Annotated in this window: 27 protein-coding genes and 1 pseudogene; 9 read left to right on the top strand and 19 right to left on the bottom strand. The window is 70.9% G+C overall.

Features of this window, described 5'->3' with window-relative positions:
- Positions 1 to 771 carry an SDR family oxidoreductase gene (locus tag ACIRB1_RS27650; RefSeq protein WP_352179128.1) on the bottom strand — a complete coding sequence of 257 codons (771 nt, stop codon included), beginning with the start codon at positions 769 to 771 and terminating at the stop codon, positions 1 to 3.
- Positions 772 to 938: 167 nt separating this feature from the next.
- Between ACIRB1_RS27650 and ACIRB1_RS27645 the strand changes: the two genes are divergently transcribed.
- From ACIRB1_RS27645 to ACIRB1_RS27635, 3 genes and pseudogenes are all read left to right on the top strand, one after another.
- Positions 939 to 1766 carry a class I SAM-dependent methyltransferase gene (locus ACIRB1_RS27645; RefSeq protein ID WP_403467366.1) on the top strand — a complete coding sequence of 276 codons (828 nt, stop codon included), beginning with the start codon at positions 939 to 941 and terminating at the stop codon, positions 1764 to 1766.
- 287 nt (positions 1767 to 2053) lie between these two features.
- Positions 2054 to 3193: a transcription termination factor Rho gene (rho, locus tag ACIRB1_RS27640; protein ID WP_403467365.1), complete on the top strand. Its 1140-nt coding sequence runs from the start codon at positions 2054 to 2056 to the stop codon at positions 3191 to 3193.
- 130 nt (positions 3194 to 3323) lie between these two features.
- Positions 3324 to 4139 (top strand): annotated as a pseudogene (locus tag ACIRB1_RS27635) (D-alanyl-D-alanine carboxypeptidase family protein); the annotation flags it as partial.
- Positions 4140 to 4237: 98 nt separating this feature from the next.
- Here ACIRB1_RS27635 and ACIRB1_RS27630 read toward each other — a convergent pair.
- From ACIRB1_RS27630 to ACIRB1_RS27570, 13 genes are all read right to left on the bottom strand, one after another.
- Positions 4238 to 5575 (bottom strand): glycosyltransferase 87 family protein, encoded by a 1338-nt coding sequence (locus ACIRB1_RS27630; RefSeq protein WP_403467364.1) that lies wholly within the window; start codon positions 5573 to 5575, stop codon positions 4238 to 4240.
- Positions 5572 to 6966, bottom strand: a complete 1395-nt coding sequence (mptB, locus tag ACIRB1_RS27625) for a polyprenol phosphomannose-dependent alpha 1,6 mannosyltransferase MptB (RefSeq protein ID WP_352179608.1) — start codon at positions 6964 to 6966, stop codon at positions 5572 to 5574. Before mptB ends, ACIRB1_RS27630 begins: the two co-directional genes overlap by 4 nt.
- 136 nt (positions 6967 to 7102) lie before the next feature.
- The gene (locus ACIRB1_RS27620) at positions 7103 to 8035 is read right to left on the bottom strand and encodes a glutaminase (RefSeq protein ID WP_266774646.1); all 933 of its coding nucleotides are present in this window, start codon (positions 8033 to 8035) and stop codon (positions 7103 to 7105) included.
- Positions 8036 to 8071: 36 nt separating this feature from the next.
- Positions 8072 to 9481 (bottom strand): aspartate ammonia-lyase, encoded by a 1410-nt coding sequence (gene aspA / locus ACIRB1_RS27615; protein ID WP_403467363.1) that lies wholly within the window; start codon positions 9479 to 9481, stop codon positions 8072 to 8074.
- 118 nt (positions 9482 to 9599) lie between these two features.
- Positions 9600 to 10619 (bottom strand): asparaginase, encoded by a 1020-nt coding sequence (locus ACIRB1_RS27610; RefSeq protein ID WP_403467398.1) that lies wholly within the window; start codon positions 10617 to 10619, stop codon positions 9600 to 9602.
- A gap of 32 nt (positions 10620 to 10651) precedes the next feature.
- Positions 10652 to 12094, bottom strand: coding sequence for an amino acid permease (locus tag ACIRB1_RS27605; protein WP_403467362.1), 1443 nt, complete (start codon positions 12092 to 12094; stop codon positions 10652 to 10654).
- A complete protein-coding gene (locus ACIRB1_RS27600) occupies positions 12091 to 12768 on the bottom strand; it encodes a FadR/GntR family transcriptional regulator (RefSeq protein WP_352179610.1) in 678 nt (225 codons plus the stop codon). Before ACIRB1_RS27600 ends, ACIRB1_RS27605 begins: the two co-directional genes overlap by 4 nt.
- A gap of 172 nt (positions 12769 to 12940) precedes the next feature.
- On the bottom strand, positions 12941 to 13777 hold the full coding sequence (locus ACIRB1_RS27595; protein ID WP_403467361.1) for an undecaprenyl-diphosphate phosphatase: 837 nt from the start codon (positions 13775 to 13777) through the stop codon (positions 12941 to 12943).
- An 87-nt stretch (positions 13778 to 13864) separates the two neighbouring features.
- Positions 13865 to 14239: a fluoride efflux transporter CrcB gene (crcB, locus tag ACIRB1_RS27590; RefSeq protein WP_403467360.1), complete on the bottom strand. Its 375-nt coding sequence runs from the start codon at positions 14237 to 14239 to the stop codon at positions 13865 to 13867.
- Positions 14236 to 14652: a DUF190 domain-containing protein gene (locus ACIRB1_RS27585; RefSeq protein ID WP_403467359.1), complete on the bottom strand. Its 417-nt coding sequence runs from the start codon at positions 14650 to 14652 to the stop codon at positions 14236 to 14238. Before ACIRB1_RS27585 ends, crcB (ACIRB1_RS27590) begins: the two co-directional genes overlap by 4 nt.
- Entirely contained in the window at positions 14649 to 15110 is a 462-nt protein-coding gene (crcB, locus tag ACIRB1_RS27580) for a fluoride efflux transporter CrcB (RefSeq protein WP_403467358.1), read from the bottom strand. The genes ACIRB1_RS27585 and crcB (ACIRB1_RS27580) overlap by 4 nt, the downstream gene beginning before the upstream one ends.
- A gap of 163 nt (positions 15111 to 15273) precedes the next feature.
- A complete protein-coding gene (locus ACIRB1_RS27575) occupies positions 15274 to 16218 on the bottom strand; it encodes an SMP-30/gluconolactonase/LRE family protein (protein WP_403467357.1) in 945 nt (314 codons plus the stop codon).
- 4 nt (positions 16219 to 16222) lie between these two features.
- On the bottom strand, positions 16223 to 16375 hold the full coding sequence (locus tag ACIRB1_RS27570) for a PT domain-containing protein (RefSeq protein WP_403467356.1): 153 nt from the start codon (positions 16373 to 16375) through the stop codon (positions 16223 to 16225).
- Positions 16376 to 16490: 115 nt separating this feature from the next.
- Between ACIRB1_RS27570 and ACIRB1_RS27565 the strand changes: the two genes are divergently transcribed.
- Positions 16491 to 17366, top strand: a complete 876-nt coding sequence (locus ACIRB1_RS27565; protein ID WP_352179138.1) for a ribonuclease BN — start codon at positions 16491 to 16493, stop codon at positions 17364 to 17366.
- Positions 17367 to 17401: 35 nt separating this feature from the next.
- On the opposite strand, the gene ACIRB1_RS27560 is transcribed toward ACIRB1_RS27565, so the two are convergent.
- Positions 17402 to 17683 (bottom strand): helix-turn-helix domain-containing protein, encoded by a 282-nt coding sequence (locus ACIRB1_RS27560; RefSeq protein WP_352179139.1) that lies wholly within the window; start codon positions 17681 to 17683, stop codon positions 17402 to 17404.
- A 309-nt stretch (positions 17684 to 17992) separates the two neighbouring features.
- A complete protein-coding gene (locus tag ACIRB1_RS27555; protein ID WP_403467355.1) occupies positions 17993 to 20014 on the bottom strand; it encodes a beta-galactosidase in 2022 nt (673 codons plus the stop codon).
- A gap of 167 nt (positions 20015 to 20181) precedes the next feature.
- Here ACIRB1_RS27555 and ACIRB1_RS27550 point away from each other — a divergent pair, with 167 nt between their 5' ends.
- A complete protein-coding gene (locus ACIRB1_RS27550; protein WP_403467354.1) occupies positions 20182 to 21213 on the top strand; it encodes a LacI family DNA-binding transcriptional regulator in 1032 nt (343 codons plus the stop codon).
- A 134-nt stretch (positions 21214 to 21347) separates the two neighbouring features.
- On the opposite strand, the gene ACIRB1_RS27545 is transcribed toward ACIRB1_RS27550, so the two are convergent.
- The gene (locus ACIRB1_RS27545) at positions 21348 to 21554 is read right to left on the bottom strand and encodes a hypothetical protein (RefSeq protein WP_352179612.1); all 207 of its coding nucleotides are present in this window, start codon (positions 21552 to 21554) and stop codon (positions 21348 to 21350) included.
- An 825-nt stretch (positions 21555 to 22379) separates the two neighbouring features.
- Complete coding sequence (locus ACIRB1_RS27540; protein ID WP_352179142.1) at positions 22380 to 22916, bottom strand: helix-turn-helix domain-containing protein; 537 nt, start codon at positions 22914 to 22916, stop codon at positions 22380 to 22382.
- Positions 22917 to 23062: 146 nt separating this feature from the next.
- On the opposite strand from ACIRB1_RS27540, the gene ACIRB1_RS27535 reads away from it, so the two are divergent.
- The 4 genes from ACIRB1_RS27535 (at position 23063) to ACIRB1_RS27520 (ending at position 25207) form a co-directional block, all read left to right on the top strand.
- Complete coding sequence (locus ACIRB1_RS27535) at positions 23063 to 23368, top strand: putative quinol monooxygenase (protein WP_352179143.1); 306 nt, start codon at positions 23063 to 23065, stop codon at positions 23366 to 23368.
- A 65-nt stretch (positions 23369 to 23433) separates the two neighbouring features.
- Positions 23434 to 24201 carry an SDR family oxidoreductase gene (locus ACIRB1_RS27530; RefSeq protein ID WP_352179144.1) on the top strand — a complete coding sequence of 256 codons (768 nt, stop codon included), beginning with the start codon at positions 23434 to 23436 and terminating at the stop codon, positions 24199 to 24201.
- A gap of 144 nt (positions 24202 to 24345) precedes the next feature.
- The gene (locus ACIRB1_RS27525) at positions 24346 to 24696 is read left to right on the top strand and encodes a VOC family protein (RefSeq protein ID WP_352179145.1); all 351 of its coding nucleotides are present in this window, start codon (positions 24346 to 24348) and stop codon (positions 24694 to 24696) included.
- A 97-nt stretch (positions 24697 to 24793) separates the two neighbouring features.
- Positions 24794 to 25207 (top strand): MarR family transcriptional regulator, encoded by a 414-nt coding sequence (locus ACIRB1_RS27520; RefSeq protein WP_352179146.1) that lies wholly within the window; start codon positions 24794 to 24796, stop codon positions 25205 to 25207.
- Positions 25208 to 25216: 9 nt separating this feature from the next.
- Here ACIRB1_RS27520 and pqqB read toward each other — a convergent pair whose 3' ends face one another.
- Entirely contained in the window at positions 25217 to 26113 is an 897-nt protein-coding gene (gene pqqB, locus ACIRB1_RS27515; RefSeq protein WP_403467353.1) for a pyrroloquinoline quinone biosynthesis protein PqqB, read from the bottom strand.
- Positions 26114 to 26285: the final 172 nt, after the last annotated feature.

The raw sequence follows: 26285 nt of genomic DNA, 5'->3' as shown, positions 1-26285 counted from the left end.
TCAGCCCGCCATCGCGCTGTCGCCGCCGTCGACCATGAGGTTGGCGCCGTTGACGAAGGCCGCCTCGTCGGAGCAGAGGAAGGCGGCGGCCCGCGCGATGTCCTCGGGCTGTCCCACCCGCCCGGCCGGGATACGCGCCTCCAACTGCGCCTTGGGACCGGCCGGATCGTCGAGGAAGGGCGCTGTCGCCGAGGTGCGGGTCATGCCGGGCGCGATGGTGTTGACCCGGATGCGGTGCGGGGCACCGGCCGCGCACAGATGCAGGCTCATCGCCAACACCCCGCCCTTGGCGGCCCCGTGGGGCACCATCGGCATGAACGGCGCTCCCCGTACGGCGGCCACGGACGCCACGTTGAGCACGGCCCCGCCGCCCCGCGCGATCAGGTGAGGCCAGGCGGCCCGGGTGCAGAAGTAGGGGATGTCCAGCTCGTTCCTGATGGTGAAGTACCAGTCCTCGGCGGGCATCGTCTCGAACGGCCCGTTCCGCAGCGCCGAGGCGTTGTTGTAGAGGATGTCGATCCCGCCGAAGGCCGCGATCCCGGCCGCGATCCACTCCTCGGCGCCACTCTGGGTCGACAGGTCGACCGGGGCCAGGGACCGCATGATTCCGCCGGCCTTTTCGACGAGTTCCACGGTCTCGGCCGCATTGTCCTCGTCAATGTCACACCCGAAGACCTGAGCACCCTCCGCCGCGAATACCAGCGCCGCGGCCCGCCCGATTCCAGCCCCCGTTCCACTGATGAAAGCTGTTTTCCCGGCCAGTCGACCCATGATTGCCAAGTCCCTTGTCCCGTACCGCCGTGGTGCGGTGGTGGCAGCGTAGGTACGGCCATTGGCGAGAACAAGAAATGCATCAGCGAAGGGCCATCGGGGGTTCGTATGGCTGGTATGAGGCGCGGAGCCGGGAACAACTCACAGGTTCACGGGAGGATGTCCCCATGAGCACCGACGACCCCGCACGGCTGATGCGCGCCAACCAGGCCAACTGGGACGCCCGCACCCCCATCCACCTCGCCAGCCGCTTCTACGGCCTCGACGGCGACCCGGATCCGGAGCGCTGGTTCGCCGCCTTCGAGTGGGACGACCTCGGCGACCTCACCGGCCGGGACGTGCTGCACCTCCAGTGCCACCTCGGCACCGAGACCCTCGCGTTCGCACAGCGCGGGGCGCGTGCCACGGGCCTCGACTTCTCCGAGGCGTCCGTGACGGCCGCGAACGGCATCGCGGCGAAGGCCGGCCTCGACGTCGGCTACGTACAGGCGAACGTGTACGACGCCGTGGAGGCCCTGGGGCAACGGCGGTTCGACATCGTGTACACCGGCAAAGGCGCCCTGTGCTATCTGCCCGACCTCCCCCGCTGGGCGGACACCGTCGCCCGACTCCTGCGCCCCGGCGGCCTGTTGTACCTCGTCGAGTTCCATCCGCTGCTCAACTCGCTCGGCCCGAAACCGGCTCCGGACGACGGACCCGAACTGCTCCTGCGCCACGACTACCTGGGCGGCGGGGGCCCGGTCCACCGGGACGCGACGTTCACGTACACCGACGGACCGGCCGTGACCGGGGCGACCGACAGCTACGAGTGGATGCACGGAATAGACGAGGTCATCAACGCGTTGACGACAGCGGGACTGAACATCCGGCGCCTTCGCGAAAGCGACGAACTGCCGTGGCCGCGCTGGCCGCGGATGGTCCGCACGGAGACCGGCTGGTGGCGCCTGCCCGAGCCGAGGATTCCCCTCCTCTACGGCCTCCTGGCGAGCCGCTGAGCTGTACGTCACACCCAGACCGCACCGGGTGTGCTACGGTGCGGTCAGCACTTGTGTACGCCCCGTTTTGGGCGCCGGTGCAGATCTCATGTCACCTTCGCCGTACAGCCCGTCGATTCCGACCGGCACACCGGCTTCTCCACACCACTTCGTGACGGGCGTTTTTCCGCCGTACCCGAGGTGATGTTCCCCGCCGCCCCGAGGAGCGTTCTTCCGCCCTCCACCTGCGGCTTCTCCCCCTTCCTCCCGCATGGCACATGCATCCGTCCTTGAAAGGACCACCTCTCATGACCACCACACTCGAACCCCCCGTACAGGAACAGCCCCGCATCCAGACCGCCACCGGTGTCCTCGACATCGACGGCAACGGGAAGGGGCACCTGCGAGCGCTGAACTGCCAGCCCTCACCCACCGACCTCCAGGTCTCCCCCGCGCTGATCCGCCGTCACGGCCTGCGCAAGGGCGACCTCCTGGAAGGCGTCCGCGGCGGGCAGCGCGCCCTGACCGAGGTCGCGTTCGTCAACGGGCACACGCCCGGCGAACTCCGCGGCCGACGCCACTTCCATGACCTGACCCCGCTGCACCCGCGTGAGCGGCTGCACCTCGAACACCCGGCGGCCGGCCTGACCGGGCGCGTCGCCGACCTGATCGCCCCCGTCGGCAAGGGCCAGCGCGGGCTGATCGTGGCCCCGCCCAAGACCGGCAAGACCGTACTGCTCCAGCAGATCGCGGCCGCCGTCGCCGGCAACCACCCCGAGGCCCGCCTCATGGTCGTGCTGCTCGACGAGCGCCCCGAGGAGGTCACCGACATGCGGCGCTCCGTGCGCGGCGAGGTGTACGCCTCCACCTTCGACAAGGCCCCCAAGCAGCACATCGCGCTGGCCGAGCTCGTGATCGAGCGGGCCAAGCGGCTCGTCGAGGCGGGCGAGGACGTCGTGATCCTCCTCGACTCGCTGACCCGCCTGTGCCGGGCCCACAACAACGCCGCCGCGTCCGGTGGCCGCACTCTCAGCGGCGGCGTCGACGCGACCGCCCTGATCGGCCCGAAGAAGTTCTTCGGCGCCGCACGCCTCGCCGAGGAGGGCGGCTCCCTCACCATCCTCGCCACCGCGCTGGTGGAGACCGGCTCCCGTGCCGACGACTTCTACTTCGAGGAGCTGAAGAGCACCGGCAACATGGAACTCCGCCTCAGCCTCGACCTGGCCTCCCGCCGCGTGTTCCCGGCCGTGGAGATCAACCCGTCCGGCACCCGCCGCGAGGAACTCCTCCTCACCCCGGCCGAGTTGACAGCCGTACGGGGCTTGCGCCGAGCCCTTCAGTCGAGGGACGGCCAGGGCAGCACGGAGACCCTGCTGGAGCGCATGAGGACCACCCCGGACAACGCGACGTTCCTCCGCCAGATCCACCCCACGCTGCCTTCTGGCTGACCTGGGCTTCATTCCCCCAGGAGCCACGTGACGGCCGACCAGGCCGAGCGCTAGCGCATCCGGGGTACTGACTCGCCCCGCACGGCCCGGCCAACACCTTCGGCAGCCCCGCCGTTTCTACGTTTGCGGTATGACAATCGGACTCCCACCCCGGATCACCGTGTCGGCCTGCGCCCTCTGCCTCACGGGCGTCCTCGCGTTCACCCCCACCGCGGCGGCAGCCCACACCGGGTCGGATCCCGGCACGGCCACACCCCCACCCGCACTCCTGAACACACCGGACACCCAGGTCAGACCCCGCCCGGGCGCCCCCGGCGTACCCGATGTCTCCGCCCTTTCCTGGCTGGTCGCGGACGCCCGGACCGGCGAAGTCCTGGCCGCCCACGACGCACACCGCAAACTCCCGCCCGCCAGCACCCTGAAGACCCTGTTCGCCCTGACCGTCCTGCCGGTCCTTCCCGGAGGAATCCAGCACCGCGTCAGCGAACAGGACCTGGCCGGCATCGGCGAGGGCAGCAGCCTGGTCGGAGTCGAGGAAGGCCACACCTACCGCGTCGCCGACCTGTGGCGCGGGGTCTTCCTCAACTCCGGCAACGACGCCGTGCACGTCCTCGCCTCCCTCAACGGCGGCTGGGAGACCACGGCCGCCCGGATGCAGGCCAAGGCCCGCACCCTGGGCGCCCTCGACACGCACGTCGTCTCACCGGACGGCTACGACACCGACGGCCAGGTGTCCTCCGCCTACGACCTCGCGGTGTTCGGCCGCGCCGGACTGCGCAACGCGGACTTCGCGCGCTACTGCTCCACCGCCGAGGCCCAGTTCCCGGGCGAGGGATCGTCGTACGGCATCCGGAACACCAACCGGCTGCTGACCGGTACCGACGGCGTCGAGCGGTATCCGGGGATCATCGGGGTGAAGAACGGCTACACCACGCATGCCGGCAACACCCTGGTCGCGGCTGCGCGTCGGGGCGGCCGGTCGCTCGTCGTCACGGTGATGAACCCTCAGGCGGGCGGCGGTTTCACCGTGTACGACGAGGCGCGTCAGCTGCTCGACTGGGGCTTCGCGGCCGCCGGGCGGGTCGATCCGGTGGGCTCGCTGGACGCGCTGCGGGCCGGCCCGAGGTCGGGTCCCACGGCCGTACCGGTGGCCGCCGCGGTCGTACCGGACGAAGGACCGGGCTGGGCCGACACCGCGGCGATCGTGGCCGCGGCCCTGCTCGGCGCGGGCGCGGTGGTGGCCGCGATCCGGTTCAGGATCAGGCGGCTCCCACCGGTCTGACCGGTCGGCAGCCACAGCAGCAGCCCGAGCGTGATCCAGGTGTACGTGTTGCTGCCGAGGAAGCCGTCGATGCCCGAGGCGTCGTGGAACCACAGCCAGACGACGCTCGTGCACATCACCGCGTACAGGGCGCCCGCGATCCGCGGGTGCCCCGCGCGGAGCAGGACGGCGAAGGACGGCAGCAGCCACACGAGGTGGTGCACCCAGGTGATCGGGCTGATCAGACACGCGGTCAGCCCGGTCAGGGCGAACGCGGCCGTCCAGTCCCCCACGACGATCGCGTGGCGTGCCCGTACCGTCCACACGGCCAGGACGAGGACGACGGCCGTCGCCCACAGGGGGCGGCCGGTTTCGCCGAGCCGGGCCAGGACTCCTTGCAGGGACTGGTTGGAGACGTAGTCGAGGCGGCCCACCCGGGTCGTGTCCCACATCGCCCGGGTCCAGTAGAACCTCGACGCGTCCGGTGCCACCAGGGCCGCGAGTCCGGTCGCCCCGACCGCCACAGCCGTCGCCACCGCGGCGGCTTTCCAGCGTCTGGCCAGCAGCAGCAGGCCGATGAACAGCGCCGGGGTGAGCTTGATCGCCGCCGCGAGGCCGATGCCGACGCCCGCCCAGCGGCCCCGGCCGGTGGACAGGAGCCAGCCGTCGCCGAGGACCAGGGCCAGCAGCAGGAGGTTGACCTGCCCGAAGCTGAAGGTGTCGCGCACCGGCTCGAACAGGGCCAGCCCGCAGACCACCAGCGCCCACCCGAACCAGCCGTAGCGCCGCCACCCGGGGCCGGCCAGGATGCGCAGCACCACGCCGAGCGCCGCGAGGTTGAGGAGCAGTGCGGCGACGATCGCGGCGCCGAGGCCGAGGTAGCCCATCGGGGCCATGCTGACGGCGGCGAACGGCGGGTAGGTGAAGCCGTAGCCCGTGCCGGGCACGTGGTAGTCGTAGATCCGGCCGCCGTGGTGGAGCCAGGTGTGGACGGTGCCGTAGTAGACGCGCAGGTCGAACCAGTCGCGCAGCAGTGGGACGGTCGCGGTGAAGACCGTGACGACGGCGGCGAGGGCCAGTACCAGGAGGAGGCGCCCGCGGTCGGTGCGGGGTGTTCTCATGCCGTACGTCCCAGGGCCGGGGCCTCGGCGGCCTGGCGGGCCTGCCACAGGACGACGATCGCGAGGACGCCCCCGGAGACGGCCAGCACGAGTTGGCCGACGTCGGCGGGGCCGCCGCTGGGCAGGACGGCGAGAGCGAGGACCCCGGTCACGGCGGCCACCCGGTGTCGTACGGAGGTGCTGGGCGCGGCGGCGGCGATGAGGAAGAGGCCCCACAGCGCGTACCAGGGGCGGATCGCCGGGCCGAAGGCGGCGACGACGGCGAGGCTGAGGCCGAGGGCGTAGACCGGGCTGGGTCGGAGGCGCAGCCATATGGCGAGGATGGCCGCGCCGGTGACCGCGAGGCCGAGGGCGTGCCAGGCCGGGACGGCGAAGGGCGCGAGATCGCTGCCGAGGTGTTCCAGCAGGGCGCCGGTGGCGCGGCCGAGGAGGCTGGTGAGAGCCCAGTTGTGGGCTGATACGGGGGTGGTGAGGGCGCCGATCCAGCCGTAGCCGGTGCCCGCGACGGCGGTGGCGGCGACCGTGGTGGCGGCGGACGCGACGACGGTTGTCGTGACGGCCTTGGCCGGGCGGTGGCCCGCGCGGATCTGGAGGACCACGACCGCGGCGAGCCCGAGCGCGGCCGGTGCCTTGACCAGGGCGGCGAGGGTGACGAGTACGGCGCCCAGGATCGGCCAGCGGCCGAGCGCGGCGACCAGGCCGATGCCGAGGAGTCCGAGCATGATCGCGTCGTTGTGGGCACCGGCGACGAGGTGGAGCAGGACGAGCGGGTTGAGGGCGCCGAGCCAGAGCGCGGCGGCCGGGTCGGCGCCGCTGTGCCGGGCGAGCCGGGGCAGCGCGGCGGCCATCAGGCCCACTCCGAGGAGGGCGACGAGGCGCATCCCGAAGAGCCCGGCGGGGAGTTCGCCGCGGGTCAGCCCGGACAGCGCCGAGGCGAGGGCGAGGAACACCGGGCCGTACGGCGCGCCGGTGTGCTGCCACAGCGGGGCGACCTCGTCGGCGAGCGGTCCGCCGAGCGTGGCGGGGCCGTGCGCGTAGACGTCCATGTGGGCGTCGACCATGGCGCCCTGCGCGAGGTAGCTGTACACGTCCCGGCTGAACAGCGGCGGAGCGAGCAGCAGCGGGGACGCCCACACGGCGAGGACCAGGAACAGGGAGCGCGGGGTGGGCGGTTCGGCGCTGCGGATCAGCTTGCCCAGCAGCAGCCAGGCCGCTATCAGCAGCACGACACCGAAGTAGACCCCGACCAGCCCGAGCGCCGCCTGCGCGGAGGCCGGGGAGAAGAGGTCCGCGGCCGGGAGCGCCCCGGCCGTCTCACCGCCCAGCGCGAGGACGGCGGTTCCGGCCAGTCCGAGTACCTGGCAGCGGCGGAGATCGACGGGAAAACCCATGGCCAGCACTGGCCCAGCGTGTCAACGCCTGATGGCGGGAAAGCGACGCGCCGCTCTCCGTGCGGAGACCTGCGCATGACCTCCGTGTGTTCCGCCCTCGGCACCGATGAGCCGGCTGTCCTGAACCCGACGGCGGTCAGAACACGGACACGCCCGTCAGTGTCGTGAAGCGGTCCAGGGCGGCGACCCCGGTCACCGAGTTCCCGCGTTCGTCCAGCCCGGGGCCCCACACGGCGAGGGTGCACCGCCCCGGGACGATCGCGATGATGCCGCCGCCCACTCCGCTCTTGCCGGGCAGCCCCACGCGGTAGGCGAACTCGCCGGCCGCGTCGTACGTCCCACAGGTCAGCATCACCGCGTTGACCTGCTTGGCCTGGGTGAGGGTGAGCAGCCGGGAGCCGTCGGCGCGGCTGCCGTGCCGGGCCAGGAAGCCTGCCGCCAGGGCGAGATCGGCGCAGGACGCCTCGATCGAGCACTGCCGGAAGTACTGGTCGAGGAGGACGGGCACGTCGTTGTCGATGTTGCCGTAGGACTTCATGAAGTGGGCGAGGGCCGCGTTGCGGTCGCCGTTCGCGGACTCCGAGGCGGCGACGTCCTTGTCGAAGTCGAGGGAGGGGTTGCCGCTCTCGGCGCGCAGGAAGGCCAGCAGCTCTCCGGCCGCGTCTCCGGTACGGGTCTGGAGGCGGTCGGTGACGACGAGCGCGCCCGCGTTGATGAACGGGTTGCGCGGGATGCCGTTCTCGTACTCCAGCTGGACCAGGGAGTTGAAGGGGTTGCCGGAGGGCTCGCGGCCCACGTGCTCCCAGAGTTCGTCGCCCTCGCGGGCCAGGTCGAGGGCGAGGGTGAAGACCTTGGTGATGGACTGGGTGGAGAAGGGCTGCCGCCAGTCCCCCACGCCGTACACCGTGCCGTCCAGTTCCGCGACGGCCATGCCGAAGCGGCGCGGGTCGCAGGCCGCGAGCGCAGGGATGTAGTCGGCGGGCCGGCCGCGGCCGGGGGTCCGCTCGATCTCACCGGCGATGCGCTCCAGGACCGGCTGGAAGGTCATGGATGGGGACATGATCACCATTGTGCCTCCGGGCCGGTCCTGGTGCGCGTCCGCTGCTCAGACGGCCGCGGGACCGCTGCCGGCCAGGACCTCGGGCCGCAGCAGCGTGGCCAGGGTCTCCGCGGGCAACAGGCCCTTCTCCAGGACGAGTTCGGCGACACCCCGGCCGGTGGCGAGGGCCTCCTTGGCGATGTCGGTGGCGGCCGTGTACCCGATGTGCGGGTTCAGCGCGGTCACGAGACCGATGGAGTTCTCCACGCTCGCGCGCAGCGCCTCGGTGTTGGCGGTGATGCCGTCCACGCAGCGTTCGGCGAGCGTGACGCACGCGGCGCTCAGGTGCGTGATGGACGCCGACAGCGAGTGCAGGATGATCGGCTCGAACGCGTTGAGCTGGAGCTGTCCGGCCTCGGCGGCCATGGTGATGGTGACGTCGTTGCCGATCACCTCGAAGGCGACCTGGTTGACGACCTCGGGGATCACCGGGTTGACCTTGCCGGGCATGATGCTCGAACCGGCCTGCACCGGCGGCAGGTTGATCTCCCCGAGCCCCGCACGCGGGCCCGAGGACAGCAGCCGCAGGTCGTTGCAGCTCTTGGAGAGCTTGACCGCGACCCGCTTGAGCACCCCCGACATCTGCACGAACGCCCCGCAGTCCTGCGTGGCCTCGACCAGGTTGGCCGCGGTCACCAGCGGCAGCCCGGTGATCTCCGACAGATGCCGGCGGGCCGACTCCGCATACCCGGCCGGTGCGTTGAGGCCGGTGCCGATGGCCGTGGCGCCCAGGTTGATCTCATGGATCAACCGCACGGCCTCGTCAAGACGTTGACGGTCCTCGTCAATCATGACCGCGTACGCCGAGAACTCCTGACCGAGCGTCATCGGCACCGCGTCCTGCAACTGTGTACGGCCCATCTTGAGCACGTCATGGAACTCAACAGCCTTACGGGCGAAGGAGTCCTCCAGTACGGCCATCGACGCGAGCAGCCCCTGCACCGCGAAGACGGTCGCCACCTTCACCGCGGTCGGATACACGTCGTTGGTGGACTGTCCGAGGTTGACGTCCTCATTGGGGTGCAGGTACTGGTACTCCCCCTTGCCGTGCCCCAGCAGCTCCAACGCCCGGTTCGCCACGACCTCGTTGGCGTTCATGTTGGTGGAGGTACCGGCCCCGCCCTGCACCACGTCCACCACGAACTGGTCGTGCAACTGCCCGCCCCGGATCTCCCGGCAGGCGCCGACGATGGCGCCCGCCTTCTCCGGCGAGAGCAGCCCCAGCTCCTCATTGGCGAGGGCAGCGGCCTCCTTGACGGCGGCGAGCGCATTGATCAAGTGCGGATAGATGGAGATCGGCGTCCCGGTGATGGGGAAGTTCTCGGTGGCCCGCAGGGTGTGCACACCCCAGTAGGCATCACCGGGCACATCCCGATCCCCGAGCAGATCGTGTTCGCGACGGGTCATGGCAGACATGGGGTCCTCTTTCCAGCATCGTTCGGGTGTCTTTCAGGGACGCGGGGCTGTATCGGCAGGCGGCTCCGCCGCGTGGGCGCGGCCGGCCGCGACGGACCCGCACATCCCCCACGACCGATCAGGCGCAGGCGGACAACGGCGGCACAGGGTCCAGCGCGCGCACTGGCCGAACACAGCCCACCGGCTCGCCGCCCCCGAGCAGCGGCTCCCCCGCGAACTCGGCGAGCAGCCCCTCCTCGACCCCGGCCCGCACCAGCGCGGCCGCGGCGACAGGAACGCGCGCCCGGTTGGCCCCGTCCGAGACCTTCACCGCCACCGCCCGCCCGTCGGGCAACGCGGCGACCTGCACCCCCTCGAACCCGTCCTTGGCCAGCAGCCCGGGAACGGCCCGCATCAGCGCGGCCACGTCCCGCCCGGCCCCGGACGCCATCTCCGCGTACGACCGCATGGCATCGGCGACCCGAGCCTCGGGCGTGCCCGGCGCGGCGGTGGTGATCCGGGCAACGGCCCGGGCGAGCCCGTGCAGGGAGATGGAGAACAGCGGCGCCCCGCATCCGTCGACGGTCACCCGGGCGATCCGCTGCCCGGTGAGATCCTCGACGATCTCGGCGATGGCCTGCTGCAAGGGATGCGCGGGGTCGAGATAGTCGTCCAGGGACCATCCGTTGAGCTTGGACACGTAGAGCATCGCCGCGTGCTTCCCGGAACAGTTCTGGGCCAGCCGCGACGGCGCCCGCCCCTCCCGCACCCAGGCGTCCCGCACGACCGGATCGAACGGCAGGTCGGGAACGTTGCGCAGGGAGTCCTCGGTGAGGCCGGCGAGTTCGAGGATGTGCCGGGTCCCGTCGAGGTGGCGTTCCTCGCCGGAGTGGCTGGCCGCGGCGAGCGAGAGCAGCTCGCCGTCGAGCGGCAGCCCCGCCCGCACCATGGCGACGGCCTGGACGGGCTTGATCGCCGAGCGCGGGTAGAACGCGGCCTCGATGTCGCCGATCTGGAGCTGCACCTGACCGTCGGCACCGAGGACGACGACGGAGCCGTAGTGGATGCCCTCGATCACTCCGCCGCGGATGAGGTGGGCGACGGGTGCGTGCAGGGGTTCACGGATGAGGGGTGGGTCCGCGAGGGAACTGCTGTACATCACTGCCTGTCAGGGTCAGGACGACGTGGGTCTCACGCGTCGGGTGCGGTGGAGGACGTGCTGGCCACGCGGCGGCGGACGGCGAACCATCCGGCGACCAGGGCGGCGGCGATCAGCGGCAGGCACAGCACGGTGGTGCGTCCGGCGCCGCCGTCGGCGTACATGAGGACCAGGACGGAGGCGAGGAAGGCCAGCGTCACGAGTTCGGTCCAGGGGGAACCCGGCAACCGGTAGCTCGGCCGGGTCAGTTCGCCCTTCTCGGTCTTCCGCCAGAAGAGGAAGTGACAGAGCATGATCATGCCCCAGGTGGCGAGGATGCCGATCGCGGCGAAGTTCAGGACGATCTCGAACGCGTCGGCGGGCACCACGAAGTTGAGGCCGACGCCGAGGACGCAGATGCCGCTGGTGAGCAGGATGCCGCCGTAGGGGACCTGGCTGCGGCTCATCACCGAGGTGAACTTGGGGGCCGAGCCGGACATGGCCATGGAGCGGAGGATGCGGCCGGTGGAGTAGAGGCCGGAGTTGAGCGAGGACATGGCCGCGGTGAGGACGACGAGGTTCATGACGCCGCCGGCGGCGGGGATGCCGATCTGGGAGAGGACCGTGACGAACGGGCTCTGGTCGGCGGTGTACTTGCTCCAGGGCAGCAGCATCGACAGCAGGACGACCGAGCCGACGTAGAAGAGGCCGACCCGCCACATGATCGAGTTGATCGCCTTCGGCATGATCTTCTCGGGGTTCTCCGTCTCGCCCGCGGCCACGCCGACCAGTTCGACCGAGGCGTAGGCGAAGACGACGCCCTGGATGATCAGGAGCATGGGCAGCATGCCGTTGGGGAAGATGCCGCCGTTGTCGGTGATCAGGGACGGGCCCGGTGTGTGGCCGTCTACGGGGTGCTGGGTGACCAGCAGGAAGATGCCGATCAGCATGAAGACGACGAGCGCGCTGACCTTGATGATCGCGAACCAGAACTCCAGCTCGCCGAACATCCGCACCGAGATCAGGTTCACCGTGAGGACCACGGCGAGGGCGATGAGGGCGATCACCCACTGCGGGATGTCGGAGAACATGCCCCAGTAGTGGGTGTAGACGGCGACGGCGGTGATGTCGGCGACGCCGGTGGTGGCCCAGTTCAGGAAGTACATCCAGCCCGCCACGTAGGCGCCCTTCTCGCCGAGGAACTCGCGGGCGTACGACACGAAGGCGCCCGAGGAGGGCCGGTACAGGACGAGTTCGCCCAGCGCGCGGACGACGAGGAAGGCGAAGAGTCCGCAGACCGCGTAGGCGATGAAGAGGGAGGGTCCGGCGTCGGCGAGGCGTCCGCCCGCGCCGAGGAAGAGGCCGGTGCCGATCGCGCCGCCGATGGCGATCATGTTGACGTGCCGGGACTTCAGGGACTTGCTGTAGCCGGCGTCTCCGGCGTCGACATGGCCGGATCGTTTCTGCACGCCGTCGTGCAGGGACTGCTCGCTCACGCCTCGGGTCCGCCTTCCGTGGGGGTGTCCGTGCGCGTGGGGCGCACGATGTCGGTGAGGGTCGTCTCGACCCGGTCGAGGTGGTGGGACATGGCTTCGACGGCGTCCGGCTCGCTGCCGTCGATCAGCGCCTCGACGATCGCGCGGTGCTCGCGGTTGGACTGCTCGCGCCGGCCGCCGAGTTCGTTGAGGAACGCGGACTGACGGGCCAGCGCGTCCCGGATCTCCTCGATGACCCGGCGGAACACCGGGTTCTGGGCCGCCTCGGCGACGGCGAGGTGGAAGAGGGTGTCCATCGCGACCCACGCGGTGGTGTCCGTCTCCTGTTCCATCCGGTCCAGGAGGTGGGCCAGGTGGTCCAGGTTCTCCGGGGTGCGGCGCAGTGCCGCGTACCCGGCGACCGGGATCTCGACGTGGCGGCGCACTTCCAGCAGGTCGCTGGCCGCGTAGTCGCCGAAGGTGGGGTCCTCCACGGCGTTGGCGACCACGAAGGTGCCCTTGCCGGTCTTGGAGACGGTCAGGCCCATGGTCTGGAGGGCGCGCAGGGCCTCCCGCAGCACCGGGCGGCTGATCTCCAGGGTGCGGCACAGCTCCGCCTCGGACGGCAGCTTGTCGCCGATGGCGTAGTCGCCGCGTTCGATGGCGCCGCGGAGGTGGACGAGGACCGCTTCCATGGCGCTCACGCGCCGCGGCCCGACTCCACCTGTCTGGCTGTCTGACAGGTTCACGGACGTGATCCTGCGGGTGACGGGACAGTGCTGTCAAGCGGTCCGAAAAGAAAAATTCAGCGGGCGTGAAGCCTGAAAATCCGGCTTCACGCCCGCTGTGTCGATCATCCCCGCACTGTCAGCTGTCGAGCACACCCGCGCCGAGCAGCCCGAACAGCATGACGCCGATGATGATCCGGTAGATCACGAAGGCGTTGAAGGAGTGCTTGGCGACGAACTTCAGCAGCCAGGCGATGGAGGCGTACGCCACCACGAACGACACGATCGTGCCGACCGCCAGCGGGGCCGCGCCCACGCCCGCACCCAGGGCGTCCTTCAGTTCGTAGATGCCGGCGCCGGTCAGCGCGGGGATGCCCAGGAAGAAGGAGAGCCGGGTCGCGGCGACGCGGTCCAGGTCGAGGATGAGGCCGGTCGACATGGTGGCGCCGGAGCGGGAGAAACCGGGGAAGAGCAGCGCGAGGATCTGCGAACTGCCCACCAGCATCGCGTCCTTGAAGGTGGTGTCGTCCTCACCGCGCTTGTGCCGGCCCATCTGGTCGGCGCACCACATGACACCACTGCCGACGATCAGCGAGGCGGCGACCACCCACAGCGAGCCCAGCGGCCCGTCGATGAGCGGCTTCGCGGCGAGACCCACCAGGACGATCGGGATGGTCGCGTAGATCACCCACCAGGCGAACTTGTAGTCGTGGTGGTACCGCTCCTCCTTGTTGCGCAGGCCGCGGCCCCACGCGGTCACGATCCGCACGATGTCCTTGAAGAAGTACACGAGCACGGCGGCGATGGCGCCGACCTGGATGACGGCCGAGAACCCGACGACGGCGTTGTCGTCCACGGGGATGTGCATCAGCCCCTCGACGATCTTCAGATGGCCGGTCGAGGAGACGGGCAGGAACTCGGTCACCCCCTCGACGACACCGAGAATGGCGGCCTGACCGACGCTGATGACGCTCATGGGATCCAGTTCTTGGGAGTTGGTCGACAGTGCTGTAGACAATAGCGCCGGGGGCGGTCGATTCGGTGCGCGGGATCCGCCCGACCACTACGCCCACAGGGCCTGCGCGATCGAAACCCCGGCAAATGCCGCACCGAGGCCCGCCGTCACGCTGCCGACGACGTTGGCGGCAGCGTAGAGGCCCGCCCCTGTCTCGGTCAGCCGCAGTGTCTCGTACGAGAAGGTCGAGTATGTCGTCAGGGCCCCGCACAGGCCCGTCCCGACGAGGAGTTGGAGGTGCGAGCCGGCGGCGCCTGCGGACACCGCGCCGGTCAGCACCCCCAGGATCAGACAGCCGGTGACGTTCACCGTGAACGTGCCCCAGGGGAAGACGGTGTCGCGCCTGGTCTGCACCGCGCGGTCGGTGAGATAGCGGAGCGGGGCACCGACCATGGCGCCCGCGACGACCAGCACCCAGTTCACAACGACCTCTTACCCTTCGCGTCCGATTCGCCGGAGTCATCCGTGCGACCGGCGACGGGAGTCGCCCCGGTCGAACGCGGTGGAGACGGGGAGGGGACGACCTCGCAGTCGTCGAGGGTCACGAGTCCCCCGGTGACGAGTTCGTCGAGCTGCGGCAGAAAGGCCCGTACACGCTCCTCGGTGTCCACGATCACGATCGCCACCGGCAGGTCCTCGCTCAGCGACAGCAGGCGTGAGGTGTGGACGCGGGAGGAGGCGCCGAAGCCCTCGATGCCCCGGAAGACGCTGGCGCCGGCCAGCCCGGCGGTGTGCGCGCGGTGGACGATCTCGGCGTAGAGGGGCTTGTGGTGCCAGGTGTCGTTCTCGCCGATGAAGACGGTCAGGCGCAGGGCGTTGCCGGTCGGCCTGGTCATCGCTGCCTCCACATGAGCACGCGCCGGGCCGCCGTCACGCCGAGCCACACCGCCGCGAGGGCCGCGAGCAGGGTCGCGGCGAGGTAGGCCAGCGCGGTGCGGGGATGGCCCGCGTCGACCAGCTTCTGGATGTCGACGGTGTACGTCGAGAAGGTGGTGAAGCCGCCGAGCACCCCGGTGCCGAAGAACGGCCTGACCAGCCGGTGGGCGGCCCACACATCGGTGATGACCACCATGAACACACCGATCACGGCACAACCGACGACGTTGATCCCGAAGGTCGTCCAGGGGAAACCGCCGTCCTGAGCGGGCCACCGGAGCGAGGCCGCGTACCGGGCCACGGCCCCGATCGCACCGCCGAGCGCGACCACCGCGACGACGGGCCCCTGCCCCTGGAGGACGGACGGGCGCGGGGGCTGGGTTCGCGTGCGCAGGCTCTCGGCTTCGGGGGCTGTCATGCCGCACGTCTCCTACTCGTCGGGGGCCCTGTGGGCGCACGCCTTCACAAGTAGGGACCGTTGGCGGCACCTCTGCCGCGGTTCGGGTACGGCGGGCCCCACCGCCGCGCCGCGAGAGGTGATCGCGGCCGGGCAACAGGGTAACGCCGGGGGCGCGCCGGGGTCACTTCGGGGCGGGCGGCTCGCACAGCGCGACACCGCGTTCCCGCAGGCTGCCCAGCACCAGGTGACCGGCCGCCTCGCAGACCCGGGTGACCATGCGGAAGGACGACCCGCGCGCGGCGAGCCGGTGCACGACCCGGCCCTCGTCATCGACCGCGAGGGCCCCGATCGTGCCGGTCGGACGGTAGGGCACGCGTACGGCGATCCGGGCGGCCGTGTGCCGTACGGCGTCCGGGGCGCGGTGGAGAAGGTCGAGCGGGGGTACGCGCGGTCCGGCGAGGGCGACCCAGATCGGCCCGTCGGGGCCCGCGCGCCACAGGTTGTCGGGCATGCCGGGGAGGTCCTCGACGAAGGGTCCGCCACGGCCCGCCCCGGGTCCGGTGAGCCAGTAGCGGGTGAGGCGGCGCGCGCCGGTCTCCGCGATCACCAGAAAGGACTGATCGGCGCTGGGCGCGAGGCCGTTGGCGAACTGGAGCCCGTCCAGGAGGACTTCGGGGGTGTCACTGCCGGGCGCGAGGCGCAACAGCCGTCCCGTGCCGGTGTGTTCGACGATGTCACCGAGCCACTGGTCGAGGGGGTAACGGCGGCTGGACACGGTGAAGTACACGCTGCCGTCGGACAGGGCGACGGCGTTGCTGCAAAACCGCAGCGGCTCCCCCGCCACCGAGTCGGCGAGGACGCGCACGGAGCCGTCCCCGAGGTCGACCCGCAGCAGCCCGCGTTCCGCGTCGCACACCAACAGGCCCTCATCCGGGAGGAGTTCGAGGCCGAGCGGCCTGCCTCCGGTGTCGGCGAGGGTCTCCACCCGGACCGCGTCGGGGTCGAGCAGTCCGTCGAGGCGGAGGATGCGGCCGTCCTCGACACCGGTCAGCACCCGGCCGCGCGCGTCGGCCACCACGTCCTCCGGACCCCGGCCGCCGATCGCGACGTAGCGACGGGTGATCAAGGGGTCAGGACGGCCGAAGGATCGCTCGTCCGGTCGGTCCTCCGGTCGGACGTCGGGTCGGTCCTCCGGTCGGACGTCGGGTCGGTCCTCGGGTCGGTCCATGAAAACCTCCACGGTTCGGTCGGGCGCGCGTACGCTTGCTGCTCTTCCCGGTCATCGCGGCACCCGGCCACGTTTGGCGAGCATATTTCCGGTGACCCGATTTCCGCTGCCGGTCGGCGAGAGGGGGCCCTCATGTCACGGTCGGCCACCCGGTGTTCGGGACATCCGCGATGAGACGGGTCCGCGCGGTGTGGCAGGGACTCGGCCTCGCCGAACTGAACCGGCGAGGGCGGGAGTTGGAGCTGCTGCACCGGGCCATGGGGTTCGCGACACTCGCCCTGGTCACGCTCGCGCCGCTGCTGATCGTGGTGGCCGCGGCCGATCCGCTCGGGCACGGCGGGTTCGCGCTCTGGCTGGTGGACGGCATGGACCTGTCCGGCCGCTCCGCCCGCGCGCTGACCGACGTCTTCACCCCACCCCGCAAGGTCATCGGCACCACCAGCGCGCTGAGTGTCGCGCTGCTCGCCCTGTTCGGCCTGTCCTTCGCGTCGAGCGTGCAGAACGGCTACGAACACGTCTGGCGCCCGACCGAGGCCCCCTGGCACCGCGTCTGGCGACGCCAGCTGGTCTGGCTGGTCATGCTCATGAGCTACCTGTACGCGCAGGTGCAGACCCGCAACGTCCTCGCGGGCACGCCCCGCATCCTGCTCAGCATGGCGGCCGGACTGATCTTCTTCTGGTGGGGCCCGCACTTCCTGCTCAACCGCCAGGTCCCCTGGCGCTACCTCCTCCCGGGCGCGCTCGCCACGATGGCGGGCCTGGTGGGCCTGCGCTGGTTCTCGTACCTGGTGTTCACCCCGCTCCTGGTCACCAACGCGGTCAGCTACGGCCCGGTCGGCACGGTCCTGGTGGTGGAGTCCTGGCTGGTCGGCGTGGGCTTCGTGCTCTACGGCGGCGCGCTGCTGGGCAGGCTGCTGTGCGAGCGGTTCGGGGACCCCGACGCGGTGTTCGGCACGGAACCGGGGGCGCCCGAGGCGGCGCAGGACCCGGTGACCGAAGCCGGGCAGGAGGAACCGCCGGCGCGCTCCGAGCAGGACAAGGTGTGAGACCCCGTGCGGCCGGGCGCGTCCGGAAGGACGGCCTACCAGCCCTTCTCGAACATCCGGGCCACCTCGGCGATACGGACCTCGTCGCGCCGGTAGTAGGTGCGCCGCCGGACCCGCCGCGCCCTCAACAGGCCCAGGGAGGTGAGGAGTTCGAGGTGGGTGTCCGCCACCTGGCGGGACACGCCCAGCTTGGCCGCGACCGCCTCCGCGCTCACACCGGCTTCGGGGACACACCGGTGGGCGGGGAAGTGGGCGGCCGGTTCTCTCAGCCACTCCAGAATGTCCAACCGCCGCTGACCTGCCGGAGTCCTCAGCATCTCGTGACCCTCCGTCCTGCTCGCCGCTTGCCGCGTCCTTCCACTCTCCCGCAGCACGGCTCGCCGCGTCCCGGACTCGGTGACCCTTGTCCGGGACCGACCGGTCCTGTTCGAGGGGACCGACCGGCCCTGGGGCGTGGAGCGGCGGGTGGGACGGGATCGCACCAGAGCGGCCGGCCCCCGGCCACCGGACCCGGACATGGCCGAACCGCACCGCCGCGGCCGAACAGAACCGCACGCCCGGAGGGCCCCGAGGGACGTCCCCCTCCACCCGCGGCTCACGGCTCGCGCGGGCGGAGGGGAGTCGGCTCAGCCGTCGAGTCGTACGACCCGGACGGCTCCGGCGGGCACCGCGAGACCGCCCGCGGCCCGCTCGCCGGTCAGCAACTCGGTCCCCTCGGCGCCGAGTTGGACCTTGACGTCCGAGGCGCTGTGGTTGATCGCGAAGAGATAGTCGCCCGAGGCCCCCGCGCGCCGGACGACCTCCACGTCGTAGGGCAGGTCGGCGCGCGGGGTGATCCGCGCGTCCTCGGCCGCCCAGCCGAGGAGGGCGTCCAGGCCGTGGGCGTCGAGGCGGGTCGACACGTACCAGGCGGTGCCGTCGCCGAGGCGGTTCCGGGTGACGGCCGGGTGGTCGGCGGTGAGGCCCTCGGCGTACGTCCACACGGTCTCGGCGCCGTCCGGGACGACGAACTCGGTCCAGACGTCGCCGGTGAGTTCGGAGCCGTCGGGTCCGGTGATCCGCACCCGCCGGCCGGCCAGGAGCGGCGAGAACTCCTCGACGGTCAAGCCGAGTACGTCCCGCAGCGCGCCCGGGTAGGCACCCTCGTGGACGGCGTCGTGCTCGTCGACGATGCCGGAGAAGTAGGAGACGACGAGGGTGCCGCCGTTCTCGACGTACCGCTTCAGATTGCGCCCGGCCGCCTCCGTCATCAGATACAACGCCGGTACGACGACAAGGGGATAGGCCGACAGGTCGGCTTCCGGGTGCGCGAAGTCGACGGTGAGATGCCGGTCGTAGAGAGCCTCGTAGAACGCGTCGGCACGCTCACGGGCGTCGTGGTCCTCGCTGGGACGCCACTCCAGTTTCTGCGCCCACCAGGAATGCCAGTCCCATACGACGGCCACGTCGGCCTGTGTGCGCGTGCCGCGTATCTCACTCAACTCCTCGACGGCCGAACCGAGTTCGACGACCTCGCGCCAGACACGGGTCGCGGTGCCGCCGTGCGGGAGCATCGCCGAGTGGAACTTCTCGGCTCCGCGCCGGGACTGGCGCCACTGGAAGAACATCGCGCCGTCCGAGCCGCGCGCCACGTGCGAGAGGGCGTTGCGGGCCATCTGGCCGGGGGCCTTGGCGGGGTTGCGGGGCTGCCAGTTGACGCCCGAGGTGGAGTGTTCGAGGAGCAGCCAGGGGGCGCCGCCCGCGACGGAGCGGGTGAGGTCGGCGGCCATCGCGAGGTTGACGTGGGTGCGGCGGCCGTCGGTGATCAGGTAGTGGTCGTTGGTGACGAGGTCGACCTCGCGGCCCCAGGCCCAGTAGTCCACGGACTCGCACTGGCTGAGGGCGGTCATGAAGTTGGTGGTGACCGGGACGCCGGGCGAGAGGCGGTGCAGGATGTCCCGTTCCGCGACGAAGTTCTCGCGCATGGTGGCGTCGGCGAACCGCGTGTAGTCCAGCGCCTGGGCCGGGTTGACGGCGGTCGGGGTGAGCCGCGGCGGGTTGATCTGGCCGAGGTCCCCGTAGCGCTGGCCCCAAAAGGCGGTGCCCCAGGCCTCGTTGACGCCGTCGACGGTCTGGTAGGTCGTGGTCAGCCAGCGGCGGAAGTGGGCGGCGCAGGAGTCGCAGTAGCAGGCGGAGACGGGGACGCCGTACTCGTTGAAGACGTGCCACAGCGCGAGGGCGGGGTGGTCGCCGTAGCGCTCGGCGAGCTGTGTGGTGATGGTCGCGGCGGCGGCGCGGTAGTCGGCGTTGCTGTGACAGATCGCGCCGCGTGAGCCGAACTCGTAGCGGGTGCCGTCGGCGGTGACGGGCAGCGCGTCGGGGTGGGCGCGGTAGAACCAGGCGGGCGGGGAGACGGTGGGCGTCCCGAGGTCGACGCGGATGCCGTTCTCGTGCAGCAGGCCGATGATCCGGTCCAGCCAGCCGAAGTCGTACACACCCTGCTCGGGCTCCAGCAGTGCCCAGGAGAAGATCCCGACGCTCACCATGGTGACGCCGGCCTCCCGCATCAGCCGGACGTCCTCCTCCCAGACGCTCTCCGGCCACTGCTCGGGGTTGTAGTCCCCACCGAAGGCGAGCCTGGTGAGGCCCTTGGGGGTGGTCTCCGGCATGCATCTCTCCCGTAGTCGATCATTTGGGAACGTGCACACAGCACGGCCCAGGGCGCACCCCAACATAACCGCACGTCCGTGACCTCTGACAAGTGTCCCCGACGTTTCTCTGCTGTGAACGCTCCCATCCCTGTGCTACTGACCGTGGTCCCAGGAGCCGTAGAGTCTTGACCATGAGCAATACGGGGGGTCGGCGCAGGCCGCCGACGATCCATGACGTGGCGCGCGAGGCCGGCGTATCGCGGGGCACGGTGTCGCGTGTCCTCAACGGCGGGCACTATGTGAGCCCGGCCGCGCAGGAGGCCGTCAACGCGGCCATCCGCAAGACGGGTTACGTGGTGAACCGGCACGCGCGTTCGCTGATCACCGGGCGCTCGGACTCGGTCGGCTTCCTGCTGACGGAACCGCAGGAGAAGTTCTTCGAGGACCCGAACTTCAATGTCCTGCTGCGCGGCTGCACCCAGGCGCTGGCCGCGCACGACATCCCGCTCCTGCTGATGCTGGCGGGCACCGAGGACGAGCGGCGGCGCATCACCCGGTACATCACCGCCGGGCACGTCGACGGCGTCCTGCTGGTCTCCAGCCACTCCGGGAACCCGGTGGCGGAGGAACTGAGCGGGGCGGGTGTACCGCTGGTCGCGTGCGGCAAGCCGATCGGGCTCGGCTCCAAGGTGAGTTACGTGGCCGCCGACGACCGCGAGGGCGCGCGCGACATGACCCGCCATCTCCTCTCCCTCGGCCGCCGCCGCATCGGCACGGTCACCGGTCCGCTGGACACTCCGGGCGGCATCGAACGCCTCGCCGGTTACAAGGAGGTGCTCGCGGAGTCGGGCATCGACGTGGACGACGACCTCATCGTCTCCGGCGACTACAGCCGCCTCAGCGGCGAGCGGGGCGCCGAGCGCCTGCTCGCCCAAGTCCCGGACCTGGACGCCGTGTTCGTCGCCTCGGACCTGATGGCACGCGGCGTGCTCACCACCCTGGAACGAGCCGGGCGCCGGGTACCGGAGGACGTGGCGGTCGGCGGTTTCGACGACTCCCCCGCCGCGTTGGCGTCCAGCCCCGAACTCACCACGATGCGGCAGCCGTTCGACCGGATCAGTGCGGAGATGGTGCGGGTGCTGCTGGCGCAGATCGGCGGGGAGGATACGGCGGCGGTGATACTGCCGACGGAGTTGGTGAAGCGGGAGTCGACGTGAAGGGTGTCGACGTGAGAGCTGTCGGCGTGAGGGGCGGGGTAACAGCTCGGCTGGTATAGGGAGTTGAGGAGCCTAGGCGTCGAGGCGCCGGGCTCCCGCGGGCAGGGTCGGCGCCAACCGTCGTCGGCGGTACGTCAGTTACTCGTCTCGGGGCCCCATCGCTCGGGCCCCGCACCGCGCCAGTCGATCCACGGCTGCCCTGCCAGTTCCGCCGGGTCGATGTCCAGTCCGGCTCGGCGAAGGAATTCCGCCACGTCGGTGGCACTGTGGGCCAGGCCGAGGATCTCGCCGTCCACGCGTACACGCCGGCCGCCCTTGGCCAACGGCGGATGAACGATCACGCGAATCGGTACGGGTACGGCTTCGGGGTCGGGGTCGTCCGGGGGCTGCGACTCCGCGTTCCAGTGGGTCATCGGCCGAGCCGCTCGTCCGCGTCTCCGGGCGATCGCCCCAGGTCGCGTGGTCCGCACCACGCACCGGGACGTGGGGGCTGTCGCCGCCAACGGGCGCGCAAATACAGCCGAGTTGACGGTCGGCTCATGCTCCGGTCCATCCGTCGGCGCGGTTCGGTGCGATCGGGTCGTCGGGCGAGGTGATTACAGGGGGCAGTCCCCTCCTGGTGGGTCTGGGCAAGGCGGTCGAGAAACGATGGCATGGCCAAATTCAAGCACGTGTTCGATTTACGGCGCCACTGGGCACTCGGCTGTCGGACCGGTGTACGGGTGTGCGAGCGAAGGGGCTACGGGTGGGAGGGTTGTCGATGGGGGCGGAAGCTCGCGGTTGGGCCGGTCCGAGCGGGGCTGATCGGCGGAAGCAGTCGATCGGCAGCGGCCCGGCAGCCGGTCCCGTTCCCACTCGTCGCCCGCGGCCCACTCCTCACCGGCGTCCGCCCGGAGCACGGCCAACGACATCACCCCGCACCGAAGGCGGGCGGACCCGTCGCCCGCCTCCGCGACTGCCGACCGGCACTCCCCCGGCAGACCAACACCGCAGGTTTCCTCGAACGCCCCGATCACCGACTCGGGCAGCGCGGGCATCGGCTCGCAACCGTGCGCATCCACCCCGAAGCATGAGAGCCCCGGCTCCCGCGACGCGAACTCCCTTACCCGGAGGCCTACTTCATCGCCGGGCAGCTCCCCACCCGACGACCGATCCACCCCGTCGGTTCACCCCGCCGCACGCCCCGTCACGATCGGTTCGAGCAGCCGTCGCGGGGTGTTGATCGCGCTGGAGACGGGATCACTCTCGACGCCGGCCGGTCGGTAGCCGGGTCCGGGTTCGCTCCGGATCTCCTGGACCGGCACCACAGCACCGCACTCCCCGCACCGACCGTCCCCGTCAAGGACTCCCCCGTCCAGGTCATGGCGCAGCAGCCGCTTGACCCCGGCCGGGGAGTAGAAGGCCTCTCCCCAGTTCATCAGCGCGCGCACGACCGGCCACAGGGCGAGGCCCTTGTCCGTCAGGCGGTACTCGACGACACCGGCCCCGTCGTCCTCACGCGTCAGCACGCCTTCCTGGGTGAGCGACTTCAGCCGGTTGGTCAGGACCGCTCGCGGGACACCGAGCTGGGTGGCGAAGTCGCCGAACCTCCGGACGCCGTAGAACGCGTCGCGAATGATCATGAGCGTCCAGCGCTCACCTACGACCTCCAGTGTGCGCGCGAGGGGGCAGTTCGCGTCGGCATAGGTATTGGGGAGTGTCATGCCCCAATCCTACCAAGGGCGGTTCACTGACTGAACTGGCAGGTGCTACGGTGGTCACACAGGGCAGTTCAGTCACTGAACCGCTGACCGTCACCTCGCCGAAGCACCGGAACCGGCTGGTCCGCAGCTGAAAGAGAGCCCCCCTCATGTACCAGTTCCTCGTGTCCTTCACCGTCCGGCCCGAGCACCGCGACGACTTCGTCCGGGCGGCTCACAGGACCGCCCGCGCCTCCCTCGCGAACGAGCCCGGCTCGCGCCGGTTCGAGGTCATCGCCGACGAGGAGAACCCGGACGTCTTCTACCTCAACGAGGTCTACGCCGACCTCGACGCGTTCACCGCGCACGCCACCGGCCCGCACTTCGCCGCGTTCTTCGCCGAGGCCGGCACCTACGCCGAGGGCCCGACCTGGCTCATGCGGGGGAACCTCGTCGGTGACAAGGCCGCCGCCTGAGCCGCACCTCGTCCACCGACTAACACCGCCACACCGCCGTACCCCACGAAAGACGAGGTCCACCCATGTCGTCCGTACTCATCACCGGCGCCTCCAAGGGCATCGGCCGAGCCATCGCCGTCACGCTCGCGGAACGGGGCCACCGTGTGATCGCCACCGCGCGCCGACCGGAAACCCTGGCCGACCTCGCCGTGGATCAGCGGCTGCGCCTCGACGTCACCGACCAGGAGAGCGTCGACCAAGCCGTCCGGGACGCCGGTCACATCGACGTCCTCATCAGCAACGCCGGTGACACCGTGCGTGCGCCCCTGGAAAGCGTCCCGCTCGCGGAGGTCGAACGGCTCTTCCAGCTCAACACCCTGGGCGCCCTGCGCGTGGCACAGGCCGTACTGCCCGCGATGCGCGAACGCGGAGCGGGCCGCCTCCTCTTCGTCTCCAGCATCCAGGGACGCCTGGTGCTGCCCATGATCGGCCCCTACGCCGCCAGCAAATGGGCGCTGGAGGCACTCGCCGAGACACTCGCCATCGAGGCGGGTCACTTCGGCGTCAAGGTGAGCATCGTGCAGCCGGGCGCAGTCTCCTCGGGCGGCGGCGAACGCGCCAAGGTGTTCCTCAAGGACGACGATCCCTACGGCCCGCTGTACGCGGCGCTGCCCGCCCTCCGCGGCGAGGCCATCACCCCGGAGGACGTGGCCACCGCGGTGGCCGACACGATCGAGCACCCCGAGCCCCCGCTGCGTCTGCCGGTCGGCGAACCGGCCGGGCGAGCCCTCAAGGCCCGCAAAGAGGCCCCCGAGGACGAGCCCTTCCTGACGACCACGATCGATTGGTGAGAACCGGGGGCATCGGACCGCCGGATCACCCCCCCCACACACGGCCCACTCGATCAGGATCGAAGAAGCCCCCGCCACCTCCCCCGCCCTAGCCTGAATTCACCGGCGAAATCCGTCGGACCACGCTTCACGGAGGAACTCGCCATGACCGACGGACTGAACACGATCATCTACCCCGTCAAGAACCTCGACGCTGCGAAGGCCCTGTTCGGCGCGCTGCTGGGAGTCGAGCCGTACGCCGACGAGCCGTACTACGTCGGCTACAAGGCCGCCGGACAGGACGTCGGCCTGGACCCGAACGGGCACGCGCGGGGCATGACCGGGCCGGTGCCCTACTGGACCGTGGACGACATCCGGACCCGGCTCGCGGCCATGGTGGAGGCGGGCGCCGAGCTGGTCCAGGACGTCCAGGACGTCGGCGGCGGCAAGCTGATCGCGTTCGTGAAGGACGCGGACGGGAACTTCGTCGGCCTCACCCAGAACCCGGCAGCCTGACGCAGAATCCCGCCGCCTGCCGCTGGGCCCGGTCGACTACTTGCACGCGCACTAGTTGCGCACTCAATAACTGGCCGAATCGGTGTACCGTTCGGGTATGGCAGTGAAGTCGGCCGGTGCCCGGCAGCTAGAGGAACAGTGGCGGGACATCCTGTCCGTGCACGCGCGCACGATGTGCGAGATCGACCGCGTGCTGCACCCGCACGGCCTGGGCGCGAGCGACTTCGAGGTGCTCGACATGCTCGCGGCCGAGTCGCCCGAGGAAGGCGACCAGTGCCGGGTGCAGAACCTGGTCGGACGGGTGCATCTCAGCCAGAGCGCGCTCTCCCGTCTCATCGGCAGGCTGGAGAAGGACGGGCTCGTGGAGCGCTCCGTGTGCATCGAGGACCGGCGCGGAGTGTGGGTCGCGCTGACCCGGAAGGGCCGCGAGCTGCACGCGGAGGTGCTCCCGCTCCAACGGAGTGCCCTGGCACGGATGTTGGATGCCCCCGACCCCGGCAGCGACGGCTGACGTACCCCATCACACCACGAACTCGGCCCCGTCCATGAGCACTTCGACCCCGGCCCCGTTCACCTGCGCCCGCGCCGCCGAACCCGCGTCGAGCAGCGGGTTCGTGTTGTCGAGGTGGGTGTAGATCCGGCGGACCTCGGGGTGGCGGGCAAGCGCGGCGAGGCTGCCGCCGGGGCCCGAGACGGGCAGATGTCCCCTGGTCGGCAGACCGGTGGGGGCACCCCTGGGTGTCGTGGCCGCCGCGTCCGCCGTGAAGCGAGTGCCGTCCAGCACCGCGCAGTCGGCCGTCGTCAGCAGGTCGTCGAGGGTGTCCGTCCAGGCCGGGACGCAGGGTGCGTAGACGAGTGCCCCGCCGGTGGCGAGGTCCTCGATCCGGTACGCCGTCACCCAGCGGGCGTCCGGTGGGCGGGGCCGTACGTGCTTCGGGGTCTCGGTGGTCATCGGGTGCGCGGTGACGACCAGGCCGCCGGCCAGGACGAAGCCGCCCTCGGCGAGGCTGTCGGACCACTCCCAGGGGGCGTAGCGGTCGAGGACCGCGCGGGCCGGGGCGAGCGCGGCGAGGACGGGCGAGGGGGCGTACACCTTGAGGCCCGCCGCCCCGCGCAGCACGGTCAGTCCGGCGACGTGGTCGGCCTCGGCGTCGGTGAGGAGGACGCCGCGCACCGGGGTGTCGCGCAGGCCGGGGCCCGGCCAGAGCGCGGGGGTGGCGGTGAGCTGGGTGCGGATGTCGGGTGAGGCATTGAGCAGCCACCAGTCGCGCGCGTTGCCGGTGACGGCCACGCACTCCTGCGTACGCGAGGGCAGTTTCCCGTCGCGGGCTTCGGCGCACAGCGCGCAGGCACAGTTCCACTGCGGGAAACCGCCACCGGCTGCCGTACCGAGCAGGACGACCCTCACGACGATCACGCCCCCTTGTGGACCCGCCGAATCTCCCCGAGGGATCTTTCCTCCAAACCGGGCCGGACTACCGCACCGCAGGGGGCAGTTCCGGCCGATCTCCGGCTGCTTCTCCCCCGTCGGCGCGACAGATCGCGTACGGCCGCGAAGTCCGCGACCAACGTCTCTGGACCGGCACCCG

The sequence above is a fragment of the Streptomyces sp. NPDC096013 genome, assembly GCF_044763565.1.
In the GTDB taxonomy this organism is placed as follows: domain Bacteria; phylum Actinomycetota; class Actinomycetes; order Streptomycetales; family Streptomycetaceae; genus Streptomyces.
This window is presented reverse-complemented; position numbering and strand designations above follow the sequence as displayed.